This window comes from Pseudomonas putida (assembly GCF_009883635.2).
Taxonomy (GTDB): Bacteria; Pseudomonadota; Gammaproteobacteria; order Pseudomonadales; family Pseudomonadaceae; genus Aquipseudomonas; species Aquipseudomonas putida_W.
In genome coordinates, this window is the sequence record NZ_CP026115.2 from 1527436 (window position 1) to 1544799 (window position 17364).

The 17364-nt window shown below is 63.5% G+C and carries 16 protein-coding genes; 7 read left to right on the forward strand and 9 right to left on the reverse strand.

Annotated features, from left to right (window positions below):
- Positions 1-19 precede the first annotated feature (19 nt).
- The 5 genes from rng to mreB all read right to left on the reverse strand — a co-directional run bounded on the left by rng (position 20) and on the right by mreB (position 4909).
- Complete coding sequence (gene rng / locus C2H86_RS07060) at positions 20-1477, reverse strand: ribonuclease G (protein WP_159411994.1); 1458 nt, start codon at positions 1475-1477, stop codon at positions 20-22.
- Between the two features lie 54 nt (positions 1478-1531).
- Entirely contained in the window at positions 1532-2143 is a 612-nt protein-coding gene (locus C2H86_RS07065; RefSeq protein WP_159411995.1) for a Maf family protein, read from the reverse strand.
- 30 nt (positions 2144-2173) lie between these two features.
- Positions 2174-2662 carry a rod shape-determining protein MreD gene (gene mreD, locus C2H86_RS07070; RefSeq protein WP_103445582.1) on the reverse strand — a complete coding sequence of 163 codons (489 nt, stop codon included), beginning with the start codon at positions 2660-2662 and terminating at the stop codon, positions 2174-2176.
- Positions 2662-3660 carry a rod shape-determining protein MreC gene (gene mreC, locus C2H86_RS07075; protein ID WP_240349689.1) on the reverse strand — a complete coding sequence of 333 codons (999 nt, stop codon included), beginning with the start codon at positions 3658-3660 and terminating at the stop codon, positions 2662-2664. Before mreC ends, mreD begins: the two co-directional genes overlap by 1 nt.
- Before the next feature lie 211 nt (positions 3661-3871).
- Positions 3872-4909 carry a rod shape-determining protein MreB gene (mreB, locus tag C2H86_RS07080; RefSeq protein WP_003255163.1) on the reverse strand — a complete coding sequence of 346 codons (1038 nt, stop codon included), beginning with the start codon at positions 4907-4909 and terminating at the stop codon, positions 3872-3874.
- A gap of 204 nt (positions 4910-5113) precedes the next feature.
- Here mreB and gatC point away from each other — a divergent pair, with 204 nt between their 5' ends.
- From gatC to C2H86_RS07105, 5 genes are all read left to right on the forward strand, one after another.
- The gene (gene gatC / locus C2H86_RS07085) at positions 5114-5401 is read left to right on the forward strand and encodes an Asp-tRNA(Asn)/Glu-tRNA(Gln) amidotransferase subunit GatC (protein WP_060511330.1); all 288 of its coding nucleotides are present in this window, start codon (positions 5114-5116) and stop codon (positions 5399-5401) included.
- A gap of 15 nt (positions 5402-5416) precedes the next feature.
- On the forward strand, positions 5417-6868 hold the full coding sequence (gene gatA / locus C2H86_RS07090; RefSeq protein ID WP_159411996.1) for an Asp-tRNA(Asn)/Glu-tRNA(Gln) amidotransferase subunit GatA: 1452 nt from the start codon (positions 5417-5419) through the stop codon (positions 6866-6868).
- An 11-nt stretch (positions 6869-6879) separates the two neighbouring features.
- On the forward strand, positions 6880-8325 hold the full coding sequence (gene gatB / locus C2H86_RS07095) for an Asp-tRNA(Asn)/Glu-tRNA(Gln) amidotransferase subunit GatB (RefSeq protein WP_159411997.1): 1446 nt from the start codon (positions 6880-6882) through the stop codon (positions 8323-8325).
- 134 nt (positions 8326-8459) lie between these two features.
- Positions 8460-8834, forward strand: coding sequence for a septal ring lytic transglycosylase RlpA family protein (locus C2H86_RS07100; protein ID WP_159411998.1), 375 nt, complete (start codon positions 8460-8462; stop codon positions 8832-8834).
- A 72-nt stretch (positions 8835-8906) separates the two neighbouring features.
- Complete coding sequence (locus C2H86_RS07105) at positions 8907-9950, forward strand: calcium/sodium antiporter (RefSeq protein WP_159411999.1); 1044 nt, start codon at positions 8907-8909, stop codon at positions 9948-9950.
- Between the two features lie 87 nt (positions 9951-10037).
- Here the strand turns inward: C2H86_RS07105 and C2H86_RS07110 are convergent, their stop codons facing one another.
- The 4 genes from C2H86_RS07110 to C2H86_RS07125 form a co-directional block, all read right to left on the reverse strand.
- Complete coding sequence (locus C2H86_RS07110; RefSeq protein WP_159412000.1) at positions 10038-11399, reverse strand: amino acid permease; 1362 nt, start codon at positions 11397-11399, stop codon at positions 10038-10040.
- Between the two features lie 57 nt (positions 11400-11456).
- Positions 11457-12398, reverse strand: coding sequence for an AEC family transporter (locus C2H86_RS07115; protein WP_159412001.1), 942 nt, complete (start codon positions 12396-12398; stop codon positions 11457-11459).
- A gap of 206 nt (positions 12399-12604) precedes the next feature.
- Positions 12605-13165 carry a response regulator transcription factor gene (locus tag C2H86_RS07120; RefSeq protein ID WP_079229623.1) on the reverse strand — a complete coding sequence of 187 codons (561 nt, stop codon included), beginning with the start codon at positions 13163-13165 and terminating at the stop codon, positions 12605-12607.
- Positions 13165-14421, reverse strand: a complete 1257-nt coding sequence (locus tag C2H86_RS07125; RefSeq protein WP_027920241.1) for an ATP-binding protein — start codon at positions 14419-14421, stop codon at positions 13165-13167. The genes C2H86_RS07120 and C2H86_RS07125 overlap by 1 nt, the downstream gene beginning before the upstream one ends.
- 202 nt (positions 14422-14623) lie before the next feature.
- Here C2H86_RS07125 and C2H86_RS07130 point away from each other — a divergent pair, with 202 nt between their 5' ends.
- Positions 14624-15340, forward strand: coding sequence for an SIMPL domain-containing protein (locus tag C2H86_RS07130; RefSeq protein ID WP_110637491.1), 717 nt, complete (start codon positions 14624-14626; stop codon positions 15338-15340).
- Positions 15341-15639: 299 nt separating this feature from the next.
- Entirely contained in the window at positions 15640-17265 is a 1626-nt protein-coding gene (locus tag C2H86_RS07135) for an ABC transporter substrate-binding protein (RefSeq protein WP_159412002.1), read from the forward strand.
- The last annotated feature ends 99 nt before the right edge of the window (positions 17266-17364 follow it).

Here is a 17364-nt window from a genome sequence, read left to right on the forward strand (position 1 = left end):
GGGCGGGTATCAGAAAGCCTCAGAGCAGCACCACGTCATATTGTTCCTGCGAATACATCGACTCGACCTGGAAGCGAATGGTTCGGCCAATGAAGGTTTCCAGCTCGGCAACGTTGCCTGACTCTTCGTCTAACAGGCGATCGACCACTTTCTGGTTGGCCAGCACGCGATAACCTTCAGCCTGGTAGGCACGGGCTTCGCGAAGGATTTCGCGGAAGATCTCGTAACAGATGGTTTCGGGGGTTTTCAGCTTGCCACGGCCCTGGCAAGCGACGCAGGGTTCGCACAGGACCTGTTCGAGGCTTTCGCGGGTGCGCTTGCGGGTCATCTGCACCAGGCCCAGCTCGGTGATGCCGATGATGTTGGTCTTGGCATGATCGCGTTCCAGCTGCTTTTCCAGGGTCCGCAGCACCTGGCGCTGGTGCTCTTCGTCTTCCATGTCGATGAAGTCGATGATGATGATCCCGCCGATGTTGCGCAGGCGCAGCTGGCGGGCGATGGCCGTCGCCGCTTCGAGGTTGGTCTTGAAGATGGTTTCTTCGAGGTTGCGGTGGCCGACGAACGCACCGGTGTTGACGTCGATGGTGGTCATCGCCTCGGCCGGGTCGACCACCAGGTAGCCACCGGACTTGAGCGGCACCTTGCGCTCCAGGGCACGCTGGATTTCGTCCTCGACCCCATACAGGTCGAAAATCGGCCGCTCGCCTGGGTAATGCTCCAGCCGATCGGCGATTTCCGGCATCAGTTCGACGACGAACTGTGTGGTTTTCTGGAAGGTTTCCCGCGAGTCGATGCGGATCTTCTCGATCTTCGGGTTGACCAGGTCGCGCAGCGTGCGCAGGGCCAGGCCAAGGTCTTCGTAAATGACCGTGGGTGCGCCGCAGGTCTGGATCTGGCTGCCGATCTGTTCCCACAGGCGACGCAGGTAGCGGATGTCCTGAAGGATTTCTTCGGCCCGCGCGCCCTCGGCGGCGGTACGCAGGATGAAGCCCCCGGCGTCCTTGATGTTCTCGCTGTCCATGCAGTCGCTGACCACCTGCTTGAGGCGGTCGCGTTCGGCTTCGTCTTCGATCTTCAGGGAAATGCCGACATGGCTGCTGCGCGGCATGTACACCAGGTAACGCGAGGGAATCGAAAGCTGCGTGGTCAGGCGTGCGCCCTTGGTGCCGATCGGGTCCTTGGTCACCTGCACCACCAGGGCCTGGCCCTCGTGCACCAGTGCGGTGATGTTCTCCACCGCAGAGCCTTCGCGCTGGGAAATTTCCGACGCATGGATGAACGCCGCGCGCTCCAGGCCGATGTCGACGAACGCCGCCTGCATGCCCGGCAGCACCCGCACCACCTTGCCCTTGTAGATATTGCCGACGATGCCGCGGCGCTGGGTGCGCTCGACATGCACTTCCTGCAGCACCCCGTTTTCCACCACCGCCACACGCGATTCCATCGGGGTGATGTTGATCAGGATCTCTTCACTCATGGCAGGCTCTCGTCAAAGGTCTTCGGTAATGATGGATCGCGCGCGCCGGGCTGGCTACCGCTGGTTTGTTACCTCTGGCAAAAGCGCCGGTACCTGCCAGCAGGCGATACCGAACCGGGCGAGCATGTCGGCCGTTTCGCTCAAGGGCAGGCCGACCACCGCTGAGTAACTGCCTTCGAGCCCGGTGACGAACACCGCGCCCAGGCCTTGGATGGCGTAGCCCCCCGCCTTGTCCGCAGGTTCGCCACTGGCCCAATAGCGCTCGGCTTCTGCGGCATCGACAGGGCGGAAACGCACCGTGCTGCTGACGCACAGGCTCTCGCAGTGCTGGCCATCGCTCAAGGCCACCGCTGTCAGCACCTGGTGCTCGCGGCCAGCCAGCTCGGCCAGCATCGTCAGGGCATGTTCCCGGTTTTCCGGCTTGCCGAGAATACGACCATCGAGCACCACCGCGGTGTCGGCGCCAAGCGCCACGGCAGGGCCTTGAAGCGTGGCCAGGCCGGCTTCGGCCTTGGCCCGGGCCAGGCGCTCGACATAGGCCTCGGCGCTTTCACCCGGCAGCGGAGTTTCATCGATGGGTGCACTGATGACGGTGAACGGCACGCCGATCTGGCCGAGCAATTCACGCCGGCGCGGTGAGCCGGAGGCAAGGTAGAGGGGTTTCATTCAGACATCTCCCTGTCAGTGGCAGCGCCGTCAGTTGATATGCAAACGTCGGCGCAGGTCGCGCAGGGCGAAGCTGATCCATGGCCAGAGCAAGGCACTGATCACGGCAGACCAGACCAGCGCCAGGGTTGGCAGGCGGTTGCCAGTGAGCGCACTGAGCCACAGCTGGATCAGCTGGGCGATACCGAAGATCACCAGGATCACCAGGCTCTGCTGCCACAGCGGGAACATGCGCAGGCGCTGCTGCAGCGACAGTACGAGGAAGGTGATCAGGGTGAGGATGAACGCGTTCTGCCCCAGCAAGGTGCCGTACAGCACGTCCTCGGCCAGGCCCAGGACGAAGGCGGTGGTCATGCCCACCTTGTTCGGCACGTTCAAGGTCCAGAACGACACCAGCATTGCCAGCCACATGGGCCGGAACACTTCGAGGAACTGCGGCATGGGCGAAACGCTGAGCAGCAGGCCGATGGCGAACGTCAGCCAGATGACCCAACCGTGATTACGGCGCGACTTGGCCATCATTGCCTCCGTGGATGGGCAGGTGCCGCCGGTGCGGCGGCGGGGCTGGCAGGCGCTGCGGCCGGGGCTGCAGGTGGCTGACCCGTAGCGGTCGCTGCCGCCGGAGTCGCCGGAGTCACCGGAGTCGCCGCCGGATGCTCGGCATTGACTGCAGGTTGACCAGTGCCTTTTCGATCGGCTTCTTCCTGGGCGATCGCTGCGTCGGTGGCGCGCTGCTCCGGGGTCCGGCGATCACTGAACACCAGCAGCATGTAGCGGCTGCGGTTGAGCGCGGCGGTAGGGATGGCGCGGACGATGGCGAATGGCTGGCCGGAATCGTGGATCACTTCATTGACCGTGGCCACCGGGTAGCCGGCCGGGAAGCGCTGGCCCATGCCGGAACTCACCAGCAGGTCGCCTTCCTTGATGTCGGCGGTGTCGGCGACATGACGCAGCTCGAGGCGCTCCGGGTTGCCGGTGCCGCTGGCGATGGCGCGCAGGCCATTGCGATTGACCTGCACCGGAATGCTGTGGGTCGTGTCGGTCAGCAGCAGGACCCGCGAGGTATACGGCATCAATTCGACCACCTGGCCCATCAGGCCCCGGGCATCGAGCACCGGTTGGCCGAGGAACACGCCGTCACGCTCGCCCTTGTTGATGAGGATACGGTGGGTAAACGGGTTGGGGTCGACACCGATCAGCTCGGCTACCTCGACCTTCTCGTTGACCAGCGCCGAGGAGTTGAGCAGCTCGCGCAGGCGCACGTTCTGCTCGGTCAGGGCCGCCAGCTTCTGCAGGCGCCCCTGCAGCAGCAGGGCTTCGGTCTTGAGTTTTTCGTTTTCGGCGATCAGCTCGGTGCGGCTGCCGAACTGGCCGGCCACGCCTTGCCACGCTCGCTGCGGCAGGTCGGTGATCCAGTACGATTCCATGAGTACCAGGCCCATCTGGCTGCGCACCGGCTTGAGCACGTCGAAACGCGCATCGACAACCATCAACGCGACCGACAGCACCACCAGCACCAGCAGGCGAACGCCCAGCGAAGGGCCCTTGGAGAAAAGCGGTTTAATGGGCCGTTCCTCGTGGACGACTCAGGAGGTCATTGGACATGGGACAACGCACCAGCCTGTTTGCGGGTTGACGGAAACAACGCCCGGATGGACGCCAGCCCAGCGCATACAGGTAGCACTGCGCGTGCTTACCTGTAAACCGGGCTTTCGAAAGCAGTGGGGATCACTCGCTGGAGAGCAGGTCCATCGCGTGCTTGTCCATCATCTCCAGGGCGCGACCGCCGCCACGGGCGACGCAGGTCAGCGGATCTTCGGCGACGATCACCGGCAGGCCGGTTTCCTGGGCCAGCAGCTTGTCGAGGTCGCGCAGCAGTGCGCCACCACCGGTCAGCACCAGGCCGCGCTCGGCGATGTCGGAGGCCAGCTCCGGCGGCGACTGCTCCAGGGCGCTCTTGACCGCCTGAACGATGGTCGCCAGGGATTCCTGCAGGGCTTCAAGGACTTCGTTGGAGTTCAGGGTGAAGGCGCGTGGTACGCCCTCGGCCAGGTTGCGGCCGCGCACATCGACTTCGCGCACTTCGCCGCCCGGGTAGGCGGTGCCGATTTCCTGCTTGATACGCTCGGCGGTGGACTCGCCGATCAGGCTGCCGTAGTTGCGGCGCACGTAGGTGACGATGGCTTCATCGAAGCGGTCGCCGCCGACGCGGACGGACTCGGCGTAAACCACACCGTTCAGCGAGATCAGTGCGATTTCGGTGGTACCGCCACCGATATCGACGACCATCGAGCCACGGGCTTCTTCGACCGGCAGGCCGGCACCGATGGCAGCGGCCATCGGCTCTTCGATCAGGAACACTTCACGGGCACCGGCGCCCAGGGCCGACTCGCGAATGGCGCGGCGCTCTACCTGGGTCGATTTGCACGGCACGCAGATGAGCACACGTGGGCTCGGCTGCAGGAAGCTGTTTTCGTGAACCTTGTTGATGAAGTACTGCAGCATTTTTTCACAGACGCTGAAGTCGGCGATGACGCCGTCCTTCATCGGACGAATGGCAGCAATGTTACCTGGCGTACGGCCCAGCATGCGCTTGGCTTCGGTACCGACGGCGACGACGCTTTTCTGGTTGCCGTGGGTACGGATGGCAACAACCGAGGGCTCATTCAGGACGATACCGCGCTCACGCACGTAAATAAGGGTGTTGGCAGTCCCCAGGTCGATGGAAAGATCGCTGGAAAACATGCCACGCAGTTTCTTGAACATGGGAAAGTGACCCTGGGGAAAGCGTGGGTAAAAAAGTGCGGCAAACTCTAACAATGGCAGGGATTTTGGGCAAGGAGCCAATATGTTAAATTGGCTGTTTTTCCGAGCACGCCAGCAGATGATCGCGGCCGTTAGACCGCCAAAATGCTGACATGTTCCTCACCGCGGACCCTATTCGGTTCTTTGTTTCCCCAGGAGATCACCATGGCGCTTGAACGCAGCGACGTGGAAAAGATCGCCCATCTGGCCCGTCTGGGCCTGAATGACGGCGAACTGCCACGCATTACTGACGCCCTGAACAGCATTCTCGGGCTGGTCGACCAGATGCAAGCGGTCGACACCAACGGCATCGAACCCCTGGCCCACCCCCTGGAGGCCAGCCAGCGCCTGCGCCCTGACCAGGTCACCGAAAGCAACCAGCGCGACGCCTACCAGGCGATCGCACCATCGACCGAAAGCGGTCTGTACCTGGTTCCGAAAGTCATCGAGTAAGGGATAGAGCCTGCCATGCATGAATTGACCCTGGCCGAGATCGCTCGCGGACTCGCCGACAAGTCGTTTTCCTCCGAAGAGCTGACCGGCGCCCTGCTGGCGCGCGTCAAGCAGATCGACCCACAGATCAACAGCTTCATCAGCGTCACCGAAGAGCTGGCCCTGGGCCAGGCGCGTGCCGCCGACGCCCGTCGCGCCGCTGGCGAGAACGGCGCGCTGCTCGGTGCACCGATCGCCCACAAGGACCTGTTCTGCACCCTCGGCGTACGCACCAGCTGCGGCTCGAAGATGCTCGACAACTTCAAGGCGCCGTACGACGCCACCGTGGTCGCCAAGCTGGCCGAAGCCGGCATGGTCACCCTGGGCAAGACCAACATGGACGAGTTCGCCATGGGTTCGGCCAACGAATCCAGCCACTACGGCGCGGTGAAGAACCCGTGGAACCTCGAGCACGTGCCTGGTGGCTCGTCCGGTGGTTCGGCCGCCGCCGTGGCCGCGCGCCTGCTGCCGGCCACCACCGGCACCGACACCGGGGGCTCGATCCGCCAGCCGGCGGCACTGACCAACCTCACCGGCCTCAAGCCGACGTACGGTCGTGTATCGCGCTGGGGCATGATCGCCTACGCCTCCAGCCTCGACCAGGGTGGCCCACTGGCACGCACCGCCGAAGACTGCGCCCTGCTGCTGCAAGGCATGGCTGGCTTCGACGCCAAGGATTCCACCAGCATCGACGAGCCGGTACCGGATTACAGCGCTGGCCTCAACGGCTCGCTGCAGGGCCTGCGCATCGGCCTGCCGAAGGAGTACTTCGGTGCCGGCCTCGACCCGCGCATCGCCGAGCTGGTCCAGGCCAGCGTCAAGGAGCTGGAAAAGCTCGGTGCGGTGGTCAAGGAAATCAGCCTGCCGAACATGCAGCATGCCATTCCGGCGTACTACGTGATCGCGCCTGCAGAAGCCTCCTCCAACCTGTCGCGTTTCGACGGCGTGCGCTTCGGCTACCGCTGCGAAGAGCCAAAAGACCTGACCGACCTGTACAAGCGCTCCCGTGGCGAAGGCTTCGGCGCCGAAGTGCAGCGCCGCATCATGGTCGGCACCTACGCCCTGTCGGCCGGCTACTATGACGCCTACTACGTCAAGGCGCAGCAGATCCGCCGCCTGATCAAGAACGACTTCATGGCCGCGTTCAACGATGTCGACCTGATCCTCGGCCCGACCACGCCGAACCCGGCCTGGAAGCTTGGCGCCAAGAGCAGCGACCCGGTCGCCGCCTACCTGGAAGACGTCTACACCATCACCGCCAACCTGGCGGGCCTGCCGGGCCTGTCGATGCCAGCCGGCTTCGTCGATGGCCTGCCGGTCGGCGTGCAGCTGCTGGCCCCGTACTTCCAGGAAGGCCGCCTGCTCAACGTCGCGCACCGTTACCAGCAAGTCACCGACTGGCACACCCGCGCCCCTAACGGCTTCTGAGGAATTCACACATGCAATGGGAAGTTGTGATCGGGCTGGAGATTCATACCCAGCTGGCCACCCAGTCGAAGATCTTCTCCGGCAGCGCCACCACCTTCGGCTCCGAGCCGAACACCCAGGCCAGCCTGGTTGACCTGGGGATGCCCGGCGTACTGCCGGTGCTGAACCAGGAAGCCGTGCGCATGGCCTGCATGTTCGGCCTGGCGATCGATGCCGAAATCGGCAAGCGCAACGTGTTCGCGCGCAAGAACTACTTCTACCCCGACCTGCCCAAGGGCTACCAGATCAGCCAGATGGACCTGCCGATCGTCGGCAAGGGCCACCTGGATATCGCCCTGGAAGACGGCACCATCAAGCGCATCGGCGTTACCCGCGCGCACCTGGAAGAAGACGCCGGCAAGAGCCTGCACGAAGACTTCAGCGGCTCCACCGGCATCGACCTGAACCGCGCCGGTACGCCGCTGCTGGAAATCGTCTCCGAGCCGGACATGCGCAGCGCCAAGGAAGCCGTGGCCTACGTCAAGGCCATCCACGCCCTGGTGCGTTACCTGGGCATCTGTGACGGCAACATGGCCGAAGGCTCGCTGCGCTGCGACTGCAACGTGTCGATCCGCCCGAAAGGCCAGGCCGAGTTCGGCACCCGCTGCGAGATCAAGAACGTCAACTCGTTCCGCTTCATCGAGCGCGCGATCAACAGCGAAATCCAGCGCCAGATCGACCTGATCGAGGACGGCGGCAAGGTGGTGCAGGAAACCCGCCTGTACGACCCGAACAAGGACGAGACCCGCTCCATGCGCAGCAAGGAGGAGGCCAACGACTACCGTTACTTCCCCGACCCGGACCTGCTGCCGGTGGTGATCGAGGACAGCTTCCTCGAGACCGTCCGCGCCGGCCTGCCGGAGCTGCCGCCACAGAAGGTCGAGCGCTTCCAGAGCCAGTACGGCCTGTCGGCCTACGACGCCAACGTATTGGCTTCAAGCCGCGAACAGGCGGACTACTTCGAAGAAGTGGTGAAGATCGGTGGCGACGCCAAACTGGCCGCCAACTGGGTCATGGTCGAGCTGGGCAGCCTGCTGAACAAGCTGGGCATCGAGATCGACCAGGCGCCGGTCAGCGCCGCGCACCTGGGCGGTATGCTGCTGCGCATTCGCGACAACACCATCAGCGGCAAGATTGCCAAGACCGTGTTCGAGGCCATGGCCGCCGGTGAGGGCGATGCCGACAGCATCATCGAGAGCAAAGGCCTCAAGCAGGTCACCGACACCGGTGCGATCGACAAGATGCTCGACGAAATGCTCGCTGCCAACGCCGAGCAGGTCGAACAGTACCGCTCCGCCGACGAGGCCAAGCGCGGCAAGATGTTCGGCTTCTTCGTCGGCCAGGCGATGAAGGCGTCCAAAGGCAAGGCCAACCCGGGGCAGGTGAACCAATTGCTCAAGGCCAAGCTCGAAGGTTGAGCTGAAAAAAGCGGCGAGGGCTTTGCCCTCGATCGCGGATGAATCCGCTCCTAAAGAGGATAGCGACACGCCTGTAGGAGCGGATTCATCCGCGATGGGCCGCACAGCGGCCCCAATGCACCGGAGCATCCGAATTGCTAAAACGATCCCTAGGTACGCTAGCCCTCTTCTCTGTCCTGGCCGGCTGCGCCAGCCACGACATCGACCCGCGCGGTTACAACCAAACCGGCACCGCCTCCTTTTACGGCTCGCGCCATCATGGCAAACGCACCGCCAGCGGCGAACCGTTCAACCAGCATGGTCTCACCGCCGCCCACCGCAGCCTGCCATTCGGCAGCCGGGTGCTGGTCACCAACCTGGCCAACGATCGCAGCGTGGTGGTCCGTATCAACGACCGCGGCCCGCATACCCGCGGCCGGTTGATCGACCTGTCACGTGCCGCAGCAGAAAAAATCGGCATGCTCCGTAGCGGAACGGCGCGCGTCCGGGTACAAGGTCTGAGCGACTGACCTGACACCCGTCCTGACTGGAGCCCGATTATTTTCGACCTGGCCACCCTCCCCACCTTCAGCCTGCTGCAAATGGGCGTTGCCCTGCTGCTGCTGATCGCCGGAGCCGAGCTCCTGGTGCGCGCCGCCCTGCGCCTGGCCCAGCGCCTGCACGTGCGACCACTGATCATCGGCTTGAGCCTGGTGGCCTTCGGCAGTACCGCGCCACAGCTGACCGTGAGCCTGCAAGCCGCTTATCAAGGTGCGCCCGATGTGGCCGTGGGCAGCGTGATCGGCAGCAACATCTTCAATGTACTGGTCATCCTCGGCCTGGCCGCGCTGATCATCCCGCTGCGGGTATCACGCCAACTGGTGCGCCTGGACATCCCGTTGATGATCGTCGCCAGCGGCCTGGTCTATGCGCTCTGTGCCAATGGCCACCTGGGCCGGGCCGAAGGGTTGCTGCTGCTGCTCGCCCTGGCCGGCTACCTGGCCATGCTGTGGCACCAGTCTCGCCACTATGCCCGCACCTATCCCGCCCAGCATGCCGGGGCTGCCAGCGCCGGGCGCTTCTGGTCCGGAACACTGCTGCAGGTCCTGTTCGGCCTTGGCCTGCTGAGCCTGGCCGGCCACCTGCTATTGGAAGCGGCCGTTGAAGTGGCCACCGATCTCGGCCTGTCCGAACGCGTCATCGGCCTGACTGTGGTTGCCGTGTGCACGTCCCTGCCTGAGCTTGCCGCCGCGCTGGTCGCTGCCATTCGCGGCGAGCGGGAGATTGCGGTCGGTACGGTGATCGGCAGCAACCTGTTCAACCTGCTGGCAGTGCTCGGCCTGACGGCGCTGATCACCCCCGAGCCGCTGAGCATCTCGCCGAATGCGCTGGCTTTCGACCTTCCGGTAATGCTGGGTGTCGCAGCCCTGAGCCTGCCCGTGTTCTACTCCGGCTACCGTGTCACCCGCGTCGAGGGACTGGTGTTCCTCTGCCTGTATGTGGTCTATGGCCTGCATGTGGCAGCCTTCACCATGGGCATGCCACTGGCCGGCCGCCTGGAGCGGTTGATGCTGTTCTATGTGCTACCGGTGCTAGGTGCGGTGCTGCTGTTTACCACCGTACGTGCCTGGCGGCGACAGCATTAAGGCAGGACAGTGCATGCCTTGGGCCTTTTTTCGCCTGTGAGATCGAGCGACGCGCGGGCGGCGCTCGGTCTCAATGGCGATAAAAATCTAACGACGAACCTGGCGAGCCTTCTTCAGCTTGAAGGCCACCCACAGCACCGCAATCCACCCCGGAATCAGCATCACCGAGATGCGAATCGGCGGGGTCAGGTACATCACCACCAGGATCAGTACGATGAACGCCAGGCACAGGTAGTTGGTCAGCGGGTGCCCCCAGCTCTGGTAGAACGGGGTAATCCCTGCCGCCAGCTTGGCTTTGCGGAACTTCAGGTGGGTAATGCTGATGCTGGCCCAGTTGATCACCAGCGCCGACACCGCCAGCGCCATCAACAGGCCGAACGCCTCACCGGGCATCAGGTAGTTGATCACCACGCACATGCCGGTAGCAAAGGCCGAAACGCCCAACGCCGTCAATGGCACGCCGCTGCGGCTGACCTTGAGCAGCTGGCGTGGCGCATCCCCCTGGCTGGCCAGGCCGAACAGCATGCGGCTGTTGGCGTACACGCAACTGTTGTACACCGACAGCGCGGCAGTCAGTACCACGATGTTGAGGATGGTCGCCACCAGGTCGCTGTCCAGCTCGTGGAAGATCATCACGAACGGGCTGCCGCCCTGCACCACTTTCTGCCAAGGGTACAGCGACAACAGTACGGCCAGGGCGCCGATGTAGAAGATCAGGATGCGGTAGACCACCTGGTTGGTCGCCTTGGGGATGCTCTGGCGCGGGTTGTCGGCCTCGGCGGCGGTAATACCGACCAGCTCCAGGCCACCGAACGAGAACATGATCACCGCCAGCGCCATCACCAGCCCGGTCACGCCATTGGGGAAGAACCCGCCGTATTGCCACAGGTTGGCCACGCTGGCATCGGGGCCGCCGTGACCGCTGGCGAGCATCCAGGCGCCGAAGCCGATCATGCTGACGATGGCCACCACCTTGACCAGGGCGAACCAGAACTCCATTTCGCCATAGACCTTCACCTGGGTGAGGTTGATCAGGTTGATCACCACGAAGAAGATCGCCGCCGTGGCCCAGGTCGGGAACTCCGGCCACCAGTACTGCACATAGATACCCACGGCAGTGAGCTCGGCCATGCCGACCAGCACATACACCACCCAGTAGTTCCAACCGGAGACGAACCCGGCGAACTCGCTCCAGTATTGGTGGGCGAAGTGGCTGAAGCTGCCAGCGACCGGCTCCTCGACCACCATTTCACCCAATTGGCGCATGATGAAAAAGGCCATCAGACCGGCGATGGCGTAACCCAGCAAAACGGAGGGGCCGGCCAGCTGGATGGTCTGGGCGATGCCCAGAAACAGCCCGGTGCCGACGGCACCACCCAGCGCGATCAGCTGGATATGGCGATTCTTCAACCCGCGCTTCAGCTGCTCGGGCGTGCTCTGGTCTTGCATGAAGTGTCCTTTGGCTCAGTGAGGCAGTGTTGTTGCTGTTGTTTTGCAGACAAGGATCTAGATCCATCCGCCCCACTGCAAGATGAAAATACCAATGTTGGTGGTGATCGCCGCCATTAACGTGGTGATCACGATGATCGACGCCGCCAGTTCATGGTTGCCGTTGGCTGCGCGAGCCATGACATAACTGGCCGCCGCCGTCGGGCTGCCGATGTACAGGAACAGGATGCCCAGCTCGGCCCCACGGAAACCGCACAACCAGGCACCCAGGGTGCCGATCAGCGGTAGCCAGACCATCTTCACCAGGCTGGCATCGATGGCCAGCTTGCCGCTGTCGCGCAGCGCCGCCAGCGACAAGGTGCCGCCGATGCAGATCAGCGCCAGCGGCAGGGTCATCTGTGCCAGGTAGTCGCCCGAGGTGAGCAGCCAGTTGGGCAGCGGCACCTGGCCATAAGCCATCGGCGTGGCCACCAGCACGCTGATGATCAGCGGGTTGCTGAAGATGCTCTTGCAGATGCTCCAGGGGTCGGACTTGAGGTCCGGGCTGTACACCGCCAGCACCACCGACGATAGCGAGTTGTACATGAGGATCACCAGGCCGGCGAGCACCGCCCCCAGGGAGATGCCGTAGTCGCCATAGAGACTGGCGGCCAGGGCCAGGCCGATCACGCCGTTGTTGCCGCGGAACGCGCCCTGGGTGTAGATGCCGCGGTCGGCCAGCGGGCTGCGCCAGATGGCCATGCCCCAGGACACGGCGAAGCCGACCAGAGTGGCGGCGACGAAGTAGAGGATGACCTTGGGCTGCACCGCCGTGGCCAGGTCGGCGTGATAGATGCCGAGGAACAGCAACGCCGGCATGCAGACGTTGAACACCAGCTGCGAGGCGACGCGATTGAAATTGTCGTCGATCAGGTGGATGCGTTTGAGCAACACGCCCATGAACAGCATGGCGAAAACGGGCGCCGTGATGTTCAGCGTCTGGATGAGAAGGGCGAGCATGCGCAAGCGGTCCTGAAAGGTTTGCCGTTAGGCGGCTAATGATACGCCAACGCGTCAGGAATTGCGGGGATCGTGGAGGACTATCTTGATAGACCTGTGCCGGCCCTTTCGCGGGGCAAGCCCGCTCCTACAGGTTCACCGCCGGCCCAGGGCCTGATGAAAATCCTGTAGGAGCGGGCTTGCCCCGCGAAGAAGCCAACACCGTCTCAGCGGCGTACGGGGCGCTTCTGCAGTTTGCGCTGCAGGGTACGGCGGTGCATGCCCAGCGCCCGCGCGGTGGCGGAGATATTGCCTTCGTGCTCGTTCAGCACGCGCTGGATGTGCTCCCACTGCAGGCGGTCCACCGACATCGGGTTTTCCGGCACCAGCGAATCCAGGTCGGCATGCTCCGACAGCAGCGCGGCCAGCACGTCGTCAGCGTCGGCCGGCTTGCACAGGTAGTTGCAGGCACCGCGCTTGACCGCCTCGACGGCGGTGGCGATGCTCGAGTAACCGGTCAGGATCACCACGCGCATCTCCGGGTCCAGCTCCAGCAACTTGGGCAGCAGCACCAGGCCCGAGTCGCCTTCCATCTTCAGGTCCAGCGTGGCGTAGTCCGGCAGGTCCTGCTGGGCCAGGATCAGGCCTTCCTCGGCGGACCCAGCAGTGCTCACGCGGAAACCACGGCGGCTCATGGCGCGGGCCATGACCCGGGTAAAGGTGGCGTCATCGTCCACCAGCAGCAGGTGCGGCAGCTCTTCGCCTTCGACCTGGTTTTCTTCGCTCATCATTCATCTCCTCGCTTGCCATGGGGCAGGCGCAGTTCGGTCAGGGTGCCACCCTGTTCATGACTATAGAGTTTTACCGAACCGCCCGCACGGGTCACGCTGGCCTTGCTCAAGAACAGGCCCAGGCCGAAGCCTTTGCCCTTGGTGGTAATGAAGGGTTTGCCGATCGCTTCGGCAATGGCCGGCGGCACGCCGGGCCCATGGTCGCGGATGCTGATCAGGATGTCCTGGGCGTCCCAGTCAAGGGTCACCTGCAGGTCATCGGGGCAGGCATCGGCGGCATTGTTCAGCAGGTTCAGCAGCGCCTGGGTCAGGTCCGGTGGCGGTGTCAGGCGCGGTACCTGGCCGTCGCGCAGGCGCTGGAAGCGGTAACTGGCCTCCGGGCGCATCAGGTGCCAGCGGTTCAGCGCCTCGTCGAGCCAGGCGGTGACATCCTGTTCGACCACGGCCAGGCGACGGTTGGCCTCGGCGGCACGCACCAGCTGCTGCAGGGTTTCCTTGCACAGCTTGACCTGGTCCTGAAGGATCTGCAGGTCTTCCTGCAGCAATGGGTCGGTGTGGTCCTGGCGCATTTCATTGAGCAGCACGCTCATGGTCGCCAAGGGTGTGCCCAGTTCATGGGCCGCGCCGGCAGCCTGGGTGGCCACGGCCAGCAGCTGTTCATCACGCAGGCTTTCTTCGCGGCGCTCGGAACGCAGTTGCTCCTGGCGGCGCAGCTCCTCGGCCATGCGCGCGGCGAAGAAGGTAATCACCGCGGCGGCCAGGGCGATACTCAGCCACATGCCGTAGACCTGCATCTTGTCCCGCGCCATCGGCAGCCCTTCGAGCGGGTAGAACTGCACCAGCAGCAGGCTGTAGGCAGTCAGGGCGATGCCCGAGAGGATCAGCGAATACAGCCACGGCAAGGTCACCGCAGCGATAGCCAGCGGCACCAGGTAATAGGACACGAACGGGTTGGTCGAGCCACCTGAGTAGTACAGCAAGGCGCTGTGAATCAGCAGGTCGCAGGCCAGCTGCAAGGCATATTCGGTCTCGGTGACCGGCAGCGACAGGCGCAGGCGCAAGGCGGTGAAGGCGCAGAGCAGCGACGACAGGGCCAGGGTCGCGGCCAGCGAGAGCCACGGCAGCGGCAGCAGGTCGGTCCAGTAGGCAACGCCCACGGAGCCTGCCTGGGCGGCCAGGACCAGAACGCGAATTACAGTCAGGCGCCAGAGGTTCTGGCGTGTTGCGGACAACGGTTGTGCGGCGGCGAGCATGCGCTCTCCCGATGAGTGCTCCAGGAAAATCGGCTGGAGTATACCGAAGCCGGGCGCCCCGCTGCAGCGATGCGGCAAAGCGCCACACTTTGTCACAAGTTCATGATGGCACTTTTGAACCCACTACACTGCTGCGAGTCTGATGGGCCATGCGTGGAATGGATGTCCAGAACCCACGCCCACTATTGCCAAGGAGTAACACATGCACATCCCACGTCGCGGCGCGGCCCTGATCCTGTCCTGCGGCCTGCTCGCCAGCCTGCCGGCACTGGCGGCCGACGAACCGCGCTATAACCAGGTTTCGCTGCGCGCCGAAGTCAGCAAGGAAGTGGCGCGCGACCTGATGGTCGTGACCCTCTACAGCGAAGCGCAGAATACCGACCCGGGCAAGCTCGCCAAGCAGATCACCGAAACCATGAACAAGGCCGTGCAGCAGGCGCGCCAGGTCAAGGACGTGAAGATCAGCCAGGGCAGCCGCAACAGCTACCCGGTGTATGACAGCAAGGGCCAGAAGATCACCGGCTGGCGCGAGCGTGCCGAGCTGCGCCTGGAAGGTGCCGACTTCCCGGCCCTGTCCCAGCTCACTGCCGACCTGCTGCAGGACCTCAAGATGGGCGGCATGGACTTCTCCATTGCCCCGGCCACGCGCAAGGCCAGCGAGGATGAACTGCTCAAGGATGCGGTGAATGCGTTCAAGGCCCGGGCGCAGCTGGCCACCGAAGCGTTGGGGGGCAAGGGCTATAAAGTGGTCAGCCTGAACCTGAACAGCTCCGGCTACCCGCGTCCTTACCTGCGTAGCGCGCCGATGGCGATGATGGCGAAGGCGGCGGACGAGGCGGCGCCTGCGCCGGATATCGAGGCGGGTACCAGCGAGGTCAGCATGAATGCCGATGGACTGATCGAAGTGCAGATGCCCTGAAGATCGCCGGGGGCGCTCGGCGCCCCCTTTCGCCAATTTCAGATATTTCCTACGCACCATGCAGGTGCTTCCTACACCCTCTGATGCCCGGAAACATCCAGCAAAAAGCCATCATTTCACCCTCGCAAACGTTCAACTTCGCTGAAAGTTATACGAATGCGACATCCATGTACGCCCGTACTACTTTTCTGACGCCAACTATCCTTCTGCCTGTTGCATTGGGAATACCCCCTGCATAAGTATCCGCAGGTCGGCTCACGAGGCCACCTCAAACCAAAAATGACAACAATGAGGCCACCATGCTTAAACACGCAGTCATTCCGTTCCTGCTCGGTGCAGGCTTGCTCGCCGGCGCTCCGCTAGCCCACGCCGCGTCCAACCTGGTGTTCTGCTCCGAAGGCAGCCCGGCCGGCTTCGACCCGGGGCAATACACCACCGGAACGGACTTCGACGCCTCGGCCGAGACCGTGTTCAACCGCCTGACCCAGTTCGAACGCGGCGGTACCGCAGTAATCCCTGGCCTGGCAAGCAAGTGGGACGTGGCCGACGACGGCAAGACCTACACCTTCCACCTGCGCGAAGGGGTCAAGTTCCACACCACCGACTACTTCAAGCCGACCCGCGAATTCAACGCCGATGACGTGCTGTTCACATTCAACCGCATGCTCGACAAAAACCACCCGTTCCGTAAGGCCTACCCCACCGAATTCCCGTACTTCACCGACATGGGCATGGACAAGAACATCGCCAAGGTGGAGAAACTCGACGATCACACGGTGAAGTTCACCCTCAATGAAGTGGACGCCGCGTTCATCCAGAACCTGGCCATGAGTTTCGCCTCCATCCAGTCCGCCGAGTACGCCGACCAGTTGCTCAAGGACGGCAAGGCCGCCGACATCAACCAGAAGCCGATCGGCACCGGCCCGTTCGTGTTCAGCAAGTACCAGAAAGACGCGCAGATCCGTTTCAAGGGCAACAAGGACTACTGGAAGCCCGAGGACGTGAAGATCGACAACCTGATCTTCGCCATCACCACCGACGCCTCGGTGCGCATGCAGAAGCTGAAGAAGAACGAGTGCCAGGTCACCCTGTTCCCGCGGCCGGCCGACATCGAGCCGCTGAAAGCCGACAAGAACCTGCAGATGCCACAGCAGGCCGGCTTCAACCTCGGCTACATCGCCTACAACGTGATGGACAAGATCAAGGGCAGCAACGAGCCCAACCCGCTGGCCCAGCTGAAAGTCCGCGAAGCACTGGACATGGCCGTGGACAAGAAGAAGATCATCGAATCGGTCTACCAGGGCGCCGGCCAGCTGGCAGTCAATGCCATGCCGCCGACCCAGTGGTCTTATGACACCAGCATCAAGGACGCGCCGTACGATCCGGAGAAAGCCAAGCAGCTGCTCAAGGAAGCCGGCATCAAGGAAGGCACCGAGATCACCCTGTGGGCCATGCCGGTGCAGCGCCCGTACAACCCCAACGCCAAGCTGATGGCCGAGATGCTGCAATCCGACTGGGCCAAGATCGGCATCAAGGCGAAGATCGTCAGCTACGAATGGGGCGAGTACATCAAGCGCTCCAAAGGCGGCGAACAGGGCGCCATGCTGATCGGCTGGAGCGGCGACAACGGTGACCCGGACAACTGGCTCGGTACCCTCTACGGCTGCGATGCCATCGACGGCAACAACTTCTCCAAGTGGTGCTACAAGCCCTACGACGACCTGATCAAGCAGGCCAAGGCCACTTCAGACCAGGCCAAGCGTACCGAGCTTTACCAGAAGGCCCAGCACATCCTCAAGGAGCAGGTGCCGATCACCCCGATCGCCCACTCCACGGTGTACCAGCCGATGAGCGCCAAGGTGAAAGACTTCAAGATCAGCCCGTTCGCGTTGAACGCCTTCTACGGCGTCAGCGTGGACAAATAGGGTAGATCCCGGCCCCCGCCAGACCGCAGCGGGGGCCGCTTCACCGCAACCAAGCACTGCACACCCGCTCCGACGCCACCCGCGACGGAGTCGGGAAAC